General features: G+C 68.3%; 13 protein-coding genes. 7 read left to right on the top strand and 6 right to left on the bottom strand.

What is annotated here, in order from left to right; genetic code table 11:
- The first annotated feature begins 10 nt into the window (after positions 1–10).
- The gene (locus ACWW1C_RS02595; RefSeq protein WP_455981985.1) at positions 11–439 is read left to right on the top strand and encodes a nuclear transport factor 2 family protein; all 429 of its coding nucleotides are present in this window, start codon (positions 11–13) and stop codon (positions 437–439) included.
- Between the two features lie 8 nt (positions 440–447).
- Here ACWW1C_RS02595 and ACWW1C_RS02590 read toward each other — a convergent pair whose 3' ends face one another.
- From ACWW1C_RS02590 to ACWW1C_RS02575, 4 genes are read right to left on the bottom strand one after another with little or no spacing between them, the layout of a single operon-like run.
- A complete protein-coding gene (locus ACWW1C_RS02590; RefSeq protein WP_455981984.1) occupies positions 448–1446 on the bottom strand; it encodes an NAD-dependent epimerase/dehydratase family protein in 999 nt (332 codons plus the stop codon).
- Positions 1446–2411: an SDR family NAD(P)-dependent oxidoreductase gene (locus ACWW1C_RS02585; RefSeq protein ID WP_455981983.1), complete on the bottom strand. Its 966-nt coding sequence runs from the start codon at positions 2409–2411 to the stop codon at positions 1446–1448. The genes ACWW1C_RS02590 and ACWW1C_RS02585 overlap by 1 nt, the downstream gene beginning before the upstream one ends.
- Before the next feature lie 8 nt (positions 2412–2419).
- The gene (locus tag ACWW1C_RS02580; RefSeq protein ID WP_455981982.1) at positions 2420–4645 is read right to left on the bottom strand and encodes an MMPL family transporter; all 2226 of its coding nucleotides are present in this window, start codon (positions 4643–4645) and stop codon (positions 2420–2422) included.
- Between the two features lie 7 nt (positions 4646–4652).
- The gene (locus ACWW1C_RS02575; RefSeq protein ID WP_455981981.1) at positions 4653–5819 is read right to left on the bottom strand and encodes a thiolase family protein; all 1167 of its coding nucleotides are present in this window, start codon (positions 5817–5819) and stop codon (positions 4653–4655) included.
- Positions 5820–6280: 461 nt separating this feature from the next.
- On the opposite strand from ACWW1C_RS02575, the gene ACWW1C_RS02570 reads away from it, so the two are divergent.
- The 5 genes from ACWW1C_RS02570 to ACWW1C_RS02550 are packed head-to-tail and all read left to right on the top strand — an operon-like array spanning position 6281 to position 10619.
- The gene (locus ACWW1C_RS02570; RefSeq protein ID WP_455981980.1) at positions 6281–6904 is read left to right on the top strand and encodes a PaaI family thioesterase; all 624 of its coding nucleotides are present in this window, start codon (positions 6281–6283) and stop codon (positions 6902–6904) included.
- Entirely contained in the window at positions 6905–7837 is a 933-nt protein-coding gene (locus tag ACWW1C_RS02565) for an SDR family NAD(P)-dependent oxidoreductase (RefSeq protein WP_455981979.1), read from the top strand.
- Between the two features lie 15 nt (positions 7838–7852).
- Entirely contained in the window at positions 7853–9214 is a 1362-nt protein-coding gene (locus tag ACWW1C_RS02560) for a cytochrome P450 (protein WP_455981978.1), read from the top strand.
- Between the two features lie 9 nt (positions 9215–9223).
- Positions 9224–10213: an enoyl-CoA hydratase/isomerase family protein gene (locus tag ACWW1C_RS02555; RefSeq protein WP_455981977.1), complete on the top strand. Its 990-nt coding sequence runs from the start codon at positions 9224–9226 to the stop codon at positions 10211–10213.
- A gap of 10 nt (positions 10214–10223) precedes the next feature.
- Positions 10224–10619: an HIT family protein gene (locus ACWW1C_RS02550; RefSeq protein WP_455981976.1), complete on the top strand. Its 396-nt coding sequence runs from the start codon at positions 10224–10226 to the stop codon at positions 10617–10619.
- Here ACWW1C_RS02550 and ACWW1C_RS02545 read toward each other — a convergent pair.
- Together ACWW1C_RS02545 and ACWW1C_RS02540 are read right to left on the bottom strand one after the other, a co-directional pair.
- Entirely contained in the window at positions 10575–12071 is a 1497-nt protein-coding gene (locus ACWW1C_RS02545; RefSeq protein WP_455981975.1) for a sensor histidine kinase, read from the bottom strand. The two genes, ACWW1C_RS02550 and ACWW1C_RS02545, sit on opposite strands and share 45 nt — an antisense overlap.
- Before the next feature lie 99 nt (positions 12072–12170).
- Entirely contained in the window at positions 12171–12890 is a 720-nt protein-coding gene (locus ACWW1C_RS02540) for a response regulator transcription factor (RefSeq protein ID WP_020098732.1), read from the bottom strand.
- Between the two features lie 137 nt (positions 12891–13027).
- Between ACWW1C_RS02540 and ACWW1C_RS02535 the strand changes: the two genes are divergently transcribed.
- Complete coding sequence (locus tag ACWW1C_RS02535; RefSeq protein ID WP_455981974.1) at positions 13028–14323, top strand: hypothetical protein; 1296 nt, start codon at positions 13028–13030, stop codon at positions 14321–14323.
- The last annotated feature ends 24 nt before the right edge of the window (positions 14324–14347 follow it).

Raw genomic sequence — 14347 nt, 5'->3', positions numbered from 1 at the left:
TTCAGCATGAATGGAAGGAAACACCTTGTCCGACAGTCCCGTTGTCATCGCCTCTCAGTCGTCGTGGCGTTGCGTCCAGAGCCACGACCGCGAGGGCTGGCTGGCCCTGATGGCCGACGACATCGTCGTCGAAGACCCGATCGGCGAGTCCGTCACCAACCCGGACGGTACCGGCGTGAAAGGCAAGGAGGCGCTTGCGGCCTTCTACGACACCAACATCGGGCCCAACCAGTTGACGATCACCTGCGAGGAGACGTTCCCGTCCAGCTCGCCCCACGAGATCGCCTACATCCTGGTGTTGCGCACCGAGTTCCCGAACGGTTTCGTGGCCACCGTCCGCGGCCCCTTCACCTATAAGGTCGACGACGCCGGGCTCATCACCAACTTGCGCGGCTACTGGAACCTCGAGGCGATGAAGTTCGAGCAGCCGGCGGAGTAAGCGCCGAACTACACGATGTGGTGCTCGGCGTAGAACCGGGCCGCTCGGCGAATGGCATTCACGGTCGGCTCCGGTTCCCAGCCCAACTCACGGCGGGCCTTGCTGTGGTCCGCTGGTGACGGCAGGTACAGCAACCGCGTGATGGTGAGCAGCGGCGGCACCTTGCCCGGACACCCGGCGCGGAGCGGCAGCGCGGCGTAGGCGCCCGCATACATCGCGGCCTTCGGAATGCCGAATCGTGGTGGTCGGACCCCGATTTCGTCGGCCGCCGTCTCCAAGATGGTCCGCAATGACAGATAACTTTCCGAGATGATGTATCGCTCTCCGGCGCGGCCTCGTTCCGCCGCCAGCAGCAACGCACGAGCCGCGTCCTCGATACCGACGACTTCAGCCGCCGCGCGGGCGGCATAGAACCGCATCCGGCCGGCGGCGGTACGAGCGACGATCTCACCGTGCGGCGTCGGTTGCCAATCCCCCGGGCCGTAGGTGTTCGATACGCACATCGCGACAGCGGGCAGCCCCCGAATCCTGGCGGCCTCCAGCACGAGTTGCTCTGCGGTACGACGTGATCGCACGTAGTCGCCGCCCTTGTCCCCCCAGTTGAACGGGGTCTCTTCGGTGACGGCACTGCCGTCAGAGCTGACGGCGATGGTGCAGATGGTGCTGACGAACACGAACTTTTCGAGGTCGGCATCCACCGCGATGTCCAGCACGCGGCGCAGTCCGTCGACGTTGGTCCGGAACAACGGTGCCGGGTCGGGCAGCATGGCCCGCGCGTCGACGACGCAGTAGAAGACGACGTCCCGGTCGGCCATCGCGGCCCGCACGGCGTCGTCGGCGAAAATGTCTCCGTAGCAACGCTCGACGTCGAGATCGTCGATCCCTTTGGTGGAGCTGCTCTCCCGCAGCAGCACCCGGACGTCGTCGCCGCGCTCGACGAGTTGACGCGTCACGTGGGAGCCGAGGAAGCCACTGGCGCCCATGACCAGTGACTTGCGCGGTGCCATCAGGCGCGCGGCCCGACCGGCTGACCAAGCAGGCGGTCCGGTTGCGACCACCACGGTGCGGCGTCGGACTCGCCGATGCCGGTGATGTCGTTGGCCGCCACGAAGTACTCGTGCACCCGCGCCGGGTCGACGGCCGGCGCGCGCTTGCCCCATTTGACCGACAGGAATCCGCTGTCCCCCATCGACTTCTGGTGCAGCACATAGGGAGACATCGACCGCGCGCCGCGGCCGACGGTGACCCCGCCGAAGGTCCAGGCGATGTACGGGAGCACCCGGCGCCAGTAGACCTGGCTGAACTGACCACGCTCGCGCAGGATGTTCGTGCCAGGCATCACACCCGGATCGAAGTACGCCGCGGACATGCCCTCTGGCACCAGCCACCCCGCCGCGCGGGACAGGTAGAACAGGCCGAGCTTGGTGCGCGCGTACGCCTGGACACCGTCATCGCTGGGCAGGCACTGCTCGGCGAGCGGTTTCCACTCCGCGGTCTTCACCCGCGCCAGCCGCTGGAACAGCGTCTCGCGGATGGTCGGGGACCCGACGATCATGACGCGGGCATCGTCGGCGAGCTGCGGACTGATCCGCGCCAGCAGCGCGTGCGGGCCGAAAAGGTTGGTGGCGACGGTCAATTCGATGCCGTCGGCGCTCAGCTCATGTGCATCGTTGCGCAGCACCGCGGCGTTGAGCACGACGGTGCTCAGCGGCGGGATGACGCCGTCCCCCACGAGGCGCGCGATTTCGGAGGCGGCGCGACGCACGCTCTCCTGAGACCCCTGATCGCACACCACGATGTGGGTGAAGGCATCGGTGGCCCGGTCACCGAGCAGGGCCTTGAGTTCCGCGCCGCGCTCGGCGTTGCGGACGGGTAGCACGCAGTGCCAGCCCGGCGTTCCCACGACCCGTTGCGCCAGCCCGAGCCCCAGCCCGGAGGTGGCGCCCGTCAACAGCAGACTGCGTGTGGCCATCTGATTCATTACCCGACTTCCGCTGGGACTGACGAATTGGTAGGCGGTGCACCCTCATTCAGGCCGATGCGGGCGTGCAGCCGGGCCAGCGGCGCGGGTGCCCACCAGTTCGCCTTACCTAGCAGCACCATGACGGCCGGCAACAGCACGGTCCGGATCACGATGGCGTCCACCAGGATCGCGACCGCCAGCCCGAAGCCGAAGATGCGCAGGAACGACACCTGTGAGGCCACCAGTCCGGCGAAGGTGATCGCCATGACGAGCGCCGCGGCGGTGACGATCCGGCCGGTGCCCGCCAGGCCCAGGGCCACCGATTCGCGACCGGCCGCATCGGAACGATCTGAGGCCAGCCAGAATTCGCGGATGCGGGCGATGATGAACACCTCATAATCCATCGACAGTCCGAACGCGACGCAGAACATCAGCACCGGCATGGTCGACACCAACGTGCCCACGACCGTCGTCCCCAGGCCGCCGAGGTGCCCCTCCTGGAAGATCCACACCAGCGCGCCGAACGTCGCGGTGAGTGACAAGGCATTGAGCACCAGCGCCTTCAGCGGGATGATCACGCTGCCGCTCAGCAGGAACAGCAGGACGAACATCACCATGGCGATCAGCCCGAGCATGGTGGGCACCCGGGTGGCGATGGCCTCGACGCCGTCGCGGTTGGACTGCGCGGCTCCGGTGAACAGGGGCGTCATGCCGGCCGGCGGGGGTACGGCATGCAACCGGTCCAGGGCTTCGTCGGACGCCGCGCTGAACGGCAGCGTCGTGGTTGTCACTGTCAGGAAGCTGGCGTCGGTGCCGGTGCCCGCCTCGTGGCCCGCGGGTCCGACCGCACGCCCACCGGCGTACGTGGCACCCGGTCCGGCCGCCGCGACCACGGTCGGCACCTTGGACAGCTCGGCGGCGTAGGTATCGATCGCGGCATTGTCGCGCGCGCCGTTGCCGTGCAACAGGACTATGTGCACCGGCAGGCCGGCGTCCTGCGTGAAGTCACTGCGGATGCGGTCACCCACCTGTCGGGCCGACGACGTGGTCGGCAGGATGCGGTCGTCGGGGAAGCCGAATTTGATGTTCAGGAACGGCAGTCCGACGACGACGAGCGGAATGAGAGTGACGGCGGCGGCGATCTTGGGGCGACGCATCACCGCGTGCGTCCAGGAGTACCAACGTGATTCGGTCAGCGGGCCACGCCGGCCCGGCTTGCCGATCCGCTTGCCCGCGACGCGGATGGCGGCCGGTGTGATGACCAGCGCCGCGAGCGCGGCCATGGCCACCACCGACACCGCGCCGTACGCGAACGAGCGCAGGAAGTACATCGGGAAGACCGCCAGGGTCGCCAGGCACAGCGCGACAGTCGCCGCCGAGAACACGACAGTGCGACCGGCGGTGCGCATGGTGCGTCGCAACGCCTCGTCGGCATGGGAGCCGTCACCGACCTCCTCGCGGTATCGGCTCACGAGCAGCAGTGAGTAGTCGATGGCCAGGGCCAGCCCCAGCGCCACCGCGAGGTTGAGCGCGAACACCGAGACGTCGACGAACTCGGCCAGAACCCGAAGGATCGCAACCGATCCCGAGATTGCGAAGGCCCCGACGGCCAGCGGCACCAGTGCCGCGACCACGCCGCCGAACACCCACACCAGGACCAGGAACGTCAACGGCAGCACGATGGCCTCGCTGAGGGTCAGGTCGTGCCGGCTCTGCTCGTTGACCGCGGAGTAGACGGCGCCGGGACCGCCTGCGGAGATGGTCAGCCCCGGATCCCGGTGTCCGACATAGCGTTCCACCAGGGCGGTGGACGAGGCGATGCCCGTGGTCTCGTTGCCGTCCAGGAAGGCGATGACCAGGGCCGAGCGACCGTCCTTGCTCACCAGCCCGGCCGCGACCGGATCGGGTGCCTCGAACGGCGACAGCACCCGGGCGACGTGCTCGGTGCCGCGCAGCTCGGTGACCAACCGGTCCACCTGGGCCCGCAGAGGAGGGGCGGTCACCGGCACCCCCGAGTCGTCGGCCTGCACCAACAGATTCAGGTTCACGAACCCGCGGTGGAACTCTTCGGTGAGCACCTTGTTGGCGCGGTTCGACTGGGCATCGGGGTCGGTGAATCCGCCGGCCCCGAGCATGTCGCCGATGGGCGCGGAAAGTATCCCGAAGACCGACATCAGCATGACGGTGGCGACGAGAGTCCGTTTGGGCGCGGCGATCACCACGCGCGAGATCAGTTCGAGCATCGTCGCGTCACGCTGCCGGCGGGAAGACGTTGAGCACGACGGCGGCGCCCAGACCACCTGCGCTGACGATCGCACCAGCGCCGATGCCACCGCCGCGTCGCCGCAGTTCATTGATCAAGGTGCCGGCCACGCGGGTACCTGAGGCGCCGTAGGGGTGGCCGAGCGCCAGACCGCCGCCGTGCACGTTGAGCCGGTCGCGGCCGATGTTCAGCGAGCGCTCATAGGCGATGCCGATGGAAGCGTAGGAGTCGTGGACGTCGTACAGATCGACGGCCTCGGTGCTGATGCCGGCGCCATCGAGTGCCCGCCGAGTGGCGGTGATGGCAGCGTCGGTGGCGCGCTCGGGCTCCGAGCCGACGACCGACCAGCCGACGATCTCGGCCAGCGGCGTGAGGCCATGGGCGGCCGCGAAGTCCGGGTCGCAGATCATCATGGCGGCGGCGCCGTCGGTCAGGCCCGTCTGGTTGCCCGGCGTCACCGTGCAGTCCGCACCGAGGAACGACGTCAGCGCCGACAGGTTGGTCATGTTGAACTCGCGGCACGGTAGTTCGTCGGCGAAAACCTCTGCACCGTCGACTTTTACGGCGACCTTCTCCGCATCGAGGACGCCGCCGTCGATGGCGTCCGAGGCCAGGGTGTGCGCGCGGGCCGACCACTCATCGACCTCTTCGCGGGTCAGGCCGTACTGCCGCGCGGTGCCTTCGCCGAGGGTGCGGGCCAGGTCGAGCGCGGGCATCTCGCCGATGCCGGGGTGCATCGGGGCGATCTGGGTGTCGGTGATGCCGGTGGCCGCGAAATGCGGACCGGCGAGCGGCGACGCCGAGGGCGTGTTGAGACCACCGGCGATGACGCACTTGCCCATGCCTGCCTTGATGGTCGCCACGGCCTGATGCATCGCCATCATTCCGGACGCACACCAGCCGCCGACCGCCACCGCCGGCGTATCCACCGGCAGCCCCATGTCCAGGGCCGAGTACCGGGCGATGCAGCCGCCGCCCTGCAGCACCTCACCGAGCACGATGTTGTCGATCAGCTCGGGGTCCACACCGGCGCGGTGAATCACCTCGCGGATCACGGTGCTCGCGAGGTCGAACTCGGAAACGTTGGCCAGTCCACCTACCAGCGAACGCGTGAACGGGGTCCGCGCATACGCAACGACTACGGGATTGGTCAAGGTTCTTGCCCTCCTCGGCAACGACGTCCGCTCGCCGCGCCGCGTAAACCGCGGACTGTTCAGAACTGTCGTGTGCGCGCGGACATTACGGCATGGCTGTTCTTCGTTGTGCTGTTTTCAGCTACTAACGGCAATAGTTTGTAGCACGCAATTCAGACGCGGTCTATATTCCTTTCGCGTAAATATCCACGTCAGGAGCGTTAATTATGAATTTAGCGAACTAGTTAGAACCTGTTTCAATATTTGTGCGCGACCAGAGTCGATGTAACCGTCGTCACATCCGGAACCACGTTGTCGCACAACCGAAAACGGCGTCAGGAAGGAGGCTGACCCAAGCGGCGCAACGGCCCGCAGACCGAACGGTCAGCGCCGCGAGACCGACCACTCTGGCAAACCGTCAGGCGCCATCACAGCAAACTGTGGGCTCGACAGCATCCGGTAGAACATGTTCTAGTAGCGACATGCTCGACTTCAGCACCGATACCCTCAGCCCCGAGGAAGCCGAACACCTCCGTTCCGTATTCGAGCCGCTGACCCAGTCGGTCCGCGAGCTCATGGACGCGACGGCCCGAAGCGACGCCGATCCCGACACCGTCGCGGCCGCGAAAGCCGAAATCGATTCGGCCACTGCACGTTTGCGCTCCAAGCAACTGGAAAAGACGTGGGGCCTGCGCTTCACTACCGAAGGCGAGTGGCTGCCGTGGACCAATGCCGTTGTGGGCCTGCGTAATCCGGTCGCGCCGCCTCTGACCGTCGTCCTCGAGGCGACGGACTATGTCTGGTCCGAGTTCTCCCTCGGTGCCGCCTACGAGGGCCCGCCCAACCACGCTCACGGCGGGGTCTGCGCCATGATCCTCGACCACGTGCTGGGTGAGGTGGCGTCGAACGACGGCACCACCCGCTTCACCGGCACCATCAACGTGAAGTACGTTCGCCCCACCCCGCTGGGCAAGCTACGGGCCGAGGCGCGCATCGTGCGCACGGAGGGCTTCAAGGCCTACGGAGTCGCCCACATCGCCGATGACCAGGGCGTCACCATCGAGGCCGAAGGCGTCTTCATCCAGCCCAAGTGGGCCCGCGGCTAGATGGCGCGGTCGATCAGCGCCCCTGCCACCAAGGTCGCCAGGGACTGGCTCGGCGCGCGAATTCCTGACCAGACCGGCCGGACCGTCCTGATCACGGGCGCCAACGGTGGCCTCGGCACCGCCACGGCGCGGCACCTGGCGGGCGCCGGCGCCCAGGTGATCCTGGCCTGCCGTCGCCGCGAACAGGCCGAGGCACTGGCCGGCGAAATCGGTCCCGCCGCACAGACCCTGAACCTCGACCTGGCGAACCTGGACTCCGTGAAGTCCGCGGCGGCCGCCTGCGGCCCCGTCGACACTGTGATCGCGCTCGCCGGGGTATGCCACGTGCCCTACGGCCTGACCGCCGACGGTTTCGAATTGCACACCGGCATCAACCATCTCGGACATTTCGCGTTGGTCGGCCAGCTCCTGGACCGGATCACCGATCGGGTCGTGGTGGTCACCAGCCGCGCGCACGAATTCGTCGGCCGGCCGGGCTTCGGCAAGCTCGCCCCCGCCGATCCCGGCTGGCGCACCCGGAGGTACTCCGCGTTCGACGGGTACTGCCAGGCCAAGCTCGCCAACCTGTTGTTCGCGAACGAACTGCAGCGCCGCCTGTCGGCTGCCGGCAGCACGCTGAAATCGGTATCCGCGCAACCCGGTTGGGCCGATACCGACGCGGGCATGCACTCGGGCCGCAAGTGGGGCGACGTCTCCTGGCGCGCCTCGTGCCGGGCCATCGGCCAGCCGGCAGATGTCGCCGCCTTGTCGATCGCCTACGCCGCAGCGGCGGACGACGTCATCGGCGGCGGCTACTACGGGCCCGACCGCTTCTTCGGGATGCGCGGCCTGCCTGCGCCGGCGAAGGCCGGCCGCGCGGCCACCGACCAAGCCCTGATGACCGCGAATTGGGTTGCCGCCGAACACCACACCGGTGTCCGGTACGGCATCTGACGACAGGAGCCGACAGTGTCAACCGACGCACCGGATGTCGGCCGGCTGCCGCCGGCCCCCGACGTGCCCTTGGGTCTGCGCGAGCGCATCGCGGCAATCCAGTTGGCGCACAGCGGATGTGAGACCTTCCGCGACGCCGGCGGTCCCGTCACGACCGTGCGGATCGCGCCGAAGTGGATAATGCCGCCGATCATCGCCGTGACCTCGCCGCAGGGTGCGCGTGACGTCCTGACCGCGACCTTCCCTGCCGTCGACCGCGACTTCCCGTTCATGACCGAACAGCAGAAGCTCAACGGCGGATCGCTGCTGAACTTCAGCCACAAGGAATGGGTCGGGCGGCGCCGCATGCTGCAGCCGGTGTTCACCACCGCGCGCATCGCCGAACTCAACGAGCAGATGTACGACATCGCCACCGACGCCGCGACCTCCTGGCGGGACGGATCCGAGATCGACCTCGACCAGGAGAGCCGGCGGATCACCATGCGGGTGCTCGGCCGCACCATCATGGGATTCGAACCTGGTTCGTACACAGATGAATTGGTCGACCCGCTGCGCCGGATCAGCAAGTACATCGCGGACCGTGGCCGCGCCCCGGTGAAGCTGCCCAGCTGGGTGCCGACCAAGGAGCGACGCTTCGCGGTCAAGTTCAACAAGGTGGCACACGACCTCGCCGCACAGATCCTGCAGGACTGTCGCACCGACCCGGAGCTCAGCGCTCCGCTGGTCCGCGCCATGATGGCGGCCCGGGACCCGGAGACGGCAGAACCGTTGACGGACGAGGAAATCTGCCACGAGCTCGTCATCTTCCTGGCCTCCGGACTGGAGACCACCGCGACGACACTCGCCTACGCGCTGTGGGCGCTGGGCCGTCATCCCGAGATCTTCGATCGGGTCGCCGCCGAGGTGTCCGCGGTCGACGAGACCGTGCTGCGGACCAATCCGCGCAGCCACCTGCCCTACACCGTGAGCGTCATCCAGGAGGCCCTGCGCCTCGGCGGCCCGACGCCCGGGGTGATGCGTATTGCCCGGCAGGACATGGCCGTCGACGGATTCCGGGTCGAGGCCGGGAGCATGCTCCTGGTCGGGGTCTACGCCATGCACCGCGACCCGGAGTTGTGGGACCGCCCACTGGAATTCGATCCCGACCGGTTCAGCGCGGGCCGCTCGCGGATGCAGTGGCAGTTCCTGCCGTTCGGCGGTGGGCCGCGCTCCTGCATCGGCGAGTTCTTCGCCCTCACCGCGGCGACCCTGGAGCTCGCCTCGATCGTCCGGCACTGCCGGCTGACCTCACGCGAGTCGACGTTCCCCATCACCGCGCCGCTCACCATCGTGCCGGACGGGCCCATTCCTGCCCTGGTCCAGACCGTGAACTCCTAGGACGACACCGTGCCACGACGAGCCCCGGTTCGCACTGCCGAGCTGAACCTGGAAACCCTGACGCTGCACCAGGACGGCCGCGTCCTCACCGCGCGGTTCGATGACCCGCCGAACCACTTCCTGTCCCTGCGCCTGGTCAAGGACATGGACCGGCTGACGCGCGCCGCGGATCAAGATGCGTCGGTCGGCGCGGTCATCCTGACCGGCACCGGCGACAAATTCATCTCGCACTCCGAACCCGAACAGGTGCAGCTTTTCTTCCAGATGGCGACACCGCCACTGCCGTCGCGCGCCGTGACCTGGTCCATCAAGCTCAACAACGCCGCCATGCGCGTGCCTGCGCTGCTCAAGGCCACCGAGACCCGCGGCGGCGACTGGGGCACCGGCATCGTCTACAGCACCATCCTCAAACGCACCATCACCCGGATGAACCGGTCGGGCGTCGTCTACCTCGCCGCGATCAACGGCGCGGCGCTCGGTGGCGGGTTCGAGCTCGCGCTGTTCTGCGACCTGCGCATCGCGGCCGACGCCGACCAGGTCCGCATCGGCCTGATCGAGATTCTCGCCGGGCTGGTGCCGGGAGGCGGTGGGAGCCAACGACTTCCGGCCATGCTCGGGATGTCCGCCGCGCTGGAGCACATGCTGGAAGGCCGCCCCCTGACGGCGCGCGAGGCCTTCGACGCCGGCGTCGTGCACCGGCTCGCCCCCGCCGACGGGTTGCTCGACGACGTCCGGGCCACCGCGCAGCGACTGTCCCGGCGCTCCCCCTACGCCATCGCGGCCGTCAAACGCGCCGTCTACTTCGGCAGTAACCGATCCCTGTCCGGCGCCTTGGACTTCGAGCTGGCAGGCTTCATCGGAACGGGCCGGAATCCGCGAAAACACTTGACCGCGGACGCTTTTCAGCAGGACTACGAGACCATCGGCGACAGCCCGTTCGCCAGCCCAGCCGGCACGGACATCGATCCCTGGCTATCGGGCACCCGCGTCGAGCAATAGGCTGGGGCTCATGCCGTCCGTGTTCACCATGATCATCAACCGCGACATTCCGGGCCGATTCGTCTACGAGGACGACGACGTCGTCGCGTTCCTCACCATCGAGCCCATGACGCAGGGCCACACGCTGGTGGTGCCCCGGGCCGAGGTGGACAACTGGCAGGACCTGGATCCCGAGCTGTTCAACAAGGTCATGGCGGTGTCGCAGAAGATCGGCCGCGCGGTGTGCCAAGCCTTCGACGCCGAGCGCGCCGGCGTGATCATCGCCGGGCTCGAGGTGCCGCACCTGCACGTGCACGTGTTCCCGGCCCGCAACCTGTCCGACTTCGGGTTCGCCAACGTCGACCGCAACCCGTCGCCGGAATCACTCGACGAGGCTCAGGCCAAGATCATCGCTGCCCTCGGTTGACCCTGCGGCGCCGCCGATACGCGGCAGACGCACCGTGAATCGGCACCCGTGCCCCGGCGCGGTGGTGACCGTGACCACGCCGCCGTGCGCCCGCACCAGCGAGTCGACGATCGACAGGCCGAGGCCCGTGCCGCCGCTGGTCCGCGTACGCGACGAATCGGTGCGGTAGAAGCGCTCGAAGATGCGGTGGGCGTCCTCGGCCGTCAGGCCCGGTCCCTGATCGCAGACCTCCAGCACCGCGTCGCCGCCGGCCGTGCCGACGCGCACCGTGATGCCGCCGGACTCCGGGGTGTGCTGCACCGCGTTCATCACCAAGTTGCCGAGCACCTGCCGCAGCCGAGGCTCGTCGCCCAGCACTTCCGGGGTGCCCGGCCCGTCCAGTAGTTCCAGCGACACCGCCCGCTGCGGTGCGATCGAGCGCGCGTCGTGCACGGCGTCGGTGGCCAGGATCAGCAGGTCGACGGGCCGCTGCTCCAGCGGCCGCTGTTGGTCCAGGCGCGCCAGCAGCAGCAGATCCTCGACCAGCAGGCCCATCCGCCGGGCCTCGCTCTCGATGCGGCTCATCAGCATCTCGACGTCACTGGCGGCGCCCTGCCGGTACAGCTCGGCGAATCCGCGGATGGTGGTCAGCGGCGTCCGCAGCTCGTGGCTGGCGTCGGTGATGAAGCGGCGCATCCGGTCCTCGGAGGTCCGCGCCGTCTCCGCCGACTGCTCCGACGAGGCGACGGCGTTCTGAATCTGCGCCAGCATGCCGTTGAGCGCCAACGACAATCGGCCGACCTCGGTGCGTGAGTCTCGCTCGGGAACACGACGGTCGAGCTGTCCCGAAGCAATGTCGGCCGCCGTGCGCTCCACCTCGTCCAGCGGCCGGAGGCTGCGGTGCACCGCGACATAACCGGCGATGCCCAGGATCAGCAGCACCGCGGCACCGATGCCGACCTGCGACCACGCCAGCGCGCGCACCGTCGACGCCACGTCGGACAGGTCGATCGCGACCGTCGTCAATTCCCCGTCCGGGCCGCGCACCGTCATGGCCCGCCACTTCACGTCGGAGTGGTGGATCGAGCCGACCGTCGTCGGCACCGGACCGACGTCATTAGTGTCCGGCAGGGCGGGCTGTGCGTCGTTGTCGTTGACGGCGATCCACACCCGGCCGTCGGGATCGATGCCACGGACGTAGAAGTTCGACGGCGGCCGCGCCGGGTTCGGCCCTTCGATCGGGGTGGCCGGGATGCGCCGCGGTTCCTGCGCCCAGCTCCGCGAGGCGTCGAGCAGCGTCTCGTCGACGCGGTTGATCAGGCTGTGCTGCATGATCGACGTGACGGCGACGCCGGAGGCCAGCAGACCGCAGGCCGCCAGCAGCACCGTCGCGGCGACCAGCCCCACTCGCAGTGGGATACCGCGTGCGCCGCGACTTGTCCCGTCGCTTCGCTCACCCAGCCGGCGTGTCATCACTCCATTGTTGGCGATGTCTCGCCAGAAATCCCTCAGCGCGGTCTGTTCTTCGCGCAAGCGCTCATCAGCGCCGTCTGTTCTTCGCGCAAGCGCTCATCACCGCGGCTCGCGGAGCACGTAACCGACTCCCCGCAACGTGTGCAGCAGGCGCTTCTCACCCGTGTCGATCTTGCGACGCAGGTACGACACGTACGACTCGACGACGTTCACGTCACCGCCGAAGTCGTAGCGCCACACGTGGTCGAGGATCTTCGGCTTCGACAGGACAGTGCCCGCGTTGATGATGAAGTAGCGCAGCAGCGTGAACTCGGTGGGCGACAGCGACACCGGTTCGCCGGCCTTCCACACCTCGTGGGTGTCCTCGTCGAGCTCGATGTCGGCGAACGTCAGCCGCGCGCTACGGGGCTCTTCGACGCCACGGCCGGTGCGGCGCAGGATCACTCGCAGCCGCGCCACGACCTCTTCGAGGCTGAACGGCTTGGTGACGTAGTCGTCGCCGCCGAGCGTCAGGCCGGCCACCTTGTCCTGCAGGCTGTCGCGGGCGGTGAGGAACAGCGCGGGCGCATCGATACCGTCGGCCCGCATCCGGCGCAGCACGCCGAACCCGTCCATACCGGGCATCATCACGTCGAGGATCACGGCATCGGGCTTGACCTCGCGGGCCTTGTCGAGCGCGGCAGGGCCATTGGAGGCGGAATGCACCTCGAAGCCCTGGAACTTCAGACTGACCGACAGCAGCTCGACGATGTTGGTCTCATCGTCGACGACGAGAATCCGAGCTTCGGGCGTCGCCTCAGGAACTGCAGCCATAGCCATGCAGCCATGGTCCTCGCAGGCCTTAAATCCTCCCTGCTCGGTAGCTGTGAAGATACTGTGAGTCATTCAGCAGATAGCCGGACCGCCGGTACCTACCTCAGCGACATCAAATGTGATCCGCGCCATACACTTGGCCGATGGATTTGGGTAAAGCCCTGTCAGACCTGGCCTCGACGCCGCTCAAGATCGCCAGCGCCGGTCTCGAAATCGCCAGCGGCACGCTGTCGAGCGTGCAACACGCACTCGGCGACACCAGCGTGGGTTCGCCCGTCATGTCCATGCTCGGCCTCGATGACACGCTCAGCCGGGCCGGCCGTCTCACCCGACTGGTCGACGACGACGCTCCGCTGGGCCGGGCGCTGGCGCCGGGCGGCGTACTCGATCGGTTGCTCCGCCCGGGCGGCCTGGTCGATCAGATCAGCCAGGACGGCGGCCTCCTCGACCGCCTGACCGCCGAGGGCGGCGCCGTGACGCGGGCACTGGCACCCGGCGGCATCATCGACCAACTGACGCTCGACGGCGGCCTGCTGGACCAATTGACATCCGACGACGGCGCGTTGTCCCGAGTCCTCGCCCCAGGTGGCTTCGCCGAACAGGTGCTCGCCCCGGACGGTGTCGTCGACCGGGTACTCAGCGAGGACGGCATCGCCGCCCGCCTGATCGCCGAGGGCGGACCGGCCGACCGTGTCCTCGCCGACGGCGGAGTGGTGGACCGGCTGCTGAGTTCGGGCGGCATCGTGGACCGACTGCTCGAACCGGGCGGCCCCGCCGACCGCGTCCTCGCCGACGGCGGTGTCGTCGACCGCGTGCTGTCCGCCGACGGCATCCTTGACCGGGTCCTCGCCCCGGGCGGGGTGGCCGACCGCGGACTGGCCGAAGGCGGTGTCGTGGAACAGATGCTCGCCGACGGTGGCCTGGTGGACCGGGTCCTTCGCCCGGAAGGCATCGCCGATCGACTGGTCGGCGAAGGTGGTATCGCCGACCGGCTGTTGGCCGACAACGGGGTGGTCGACCGGGTGCTGCGCGCCGACGGCATCGCCGACCGCCTCCTCGGCGATGGCGGGCCGGTCGACAAGATGCTCTCTGACGGCGGCCTGGTGGACCGGCTGCTCAGCGAGGGCGGTATCGCCGAACGGCTGCTCGATGAGGGCGGCGCGATCGACGTCCTCACCGCACCCGACGGCGCCCTGATGAAGTTGAACGAAGTCGTCGACAACCTCAACCAACTGGCGCCCGTGCTCGCCGGGCTCGCCCCGACCGTCGACAAGCTGTACGACGCGGTGCTCGTCCTCAACGACGCGGTGAATCCGCTGAGCAACATCGCCGGTCGCATCCCGCTGAGCCGCCAGCGCGGCAAGCGCGCAGCCCGGGCGGCCGCGGCACGGCAGGTCATCGACGAGAACGGCCAGGAACAGCCGGGATCCGGCGAGTGACCTTGACGGGTTAGGATTCGGGGC

The sequence above is a fragment of the Mycobacterium sp. HM-7 genome (assembly GCF_053852335.1).
Note: the sequence above shows the minus strand (reverse complement) of the source record. Positions and strands in the feature narration are given on the sequence as shown.

Excerpts from the sequence above, each read along its gene's own strand:
- ACWW1C_RS02550 (WP_455981976.1), top strand. The coding sequence starts at position 10,224 with ATGCCGTCCGTGTTCACCATGATCATCAACCGCGACATTCCGGGCCGA.
- ACWW1C_RS02535 (WP_455981974.1), top strand. The coding sequence starts at position 13,028 with ATGGATTTGGGTAAAGCCCTGTCAGACCTGGCCTCGACGCCGCTCAAG.
- ACWW1C_RS02540 (WP_020098732.1), bottom strand. The coding sequence starts at position 12,890 with ATGGCTATGGCTGCAGTTCCTGAGGCGACGCCCGAAGCTCGGATTCTC.
- ACWW1C_RS02545 (WP_455981975.1), bottom strand. The coding sequence starts at position 12,071 with ATGACACGCCGGCTGGGTGAGCGAAGCGACGGGACAAGTCGCGGCGCA.
- ACWW1C_RS02570 (WP_455981980.1), top strand. The coding sequence starts at position 6,281 with ATGCTCGACTTCAGCACCGATACCCTCAGCCCCGAGGAAGCCGAACAC.
- ACWW1C_RS02590 (WP_455981984.1), bottom strand. The coding sequence starts at position 1,446 with ATGGCACCGCGCAAGTCACTGGTCATGGGCGCCAGTGGCTTCCTCGGC.
- ACWW1C_RS02585 (WP_455981983.1), bottom strand. The coding sequence starts at position 2,411 with ATGGCCACACGCAGTCTGCTGTTGACGGGCGCCACCTCCGGGCTGGGG.
- ACWW1C_RS02565 (WP_455981979.1), top strand. The coding sequence starts at position 6,905 with ATGGCGCGGTCGATCAGCGCCCCTGCCACCAAGGTCGCCAGGGACTGG.
- ACWW1C_RS02595 (WP_455981985.1), top strand. The coding sequence starts at position 11 with ATGGAAGGAAACACCTTGTCCGACAGTCCCGTTGTCATCGCCTCTCAG.
- ACWW1C_RS02580 (WP_455981982.1), bottom strand. The coding sequence starts at position 4,645 with ATGCTCGAACTGATCTCGCGCGTGGTGATCGCCGCGCCCAAACGGACT.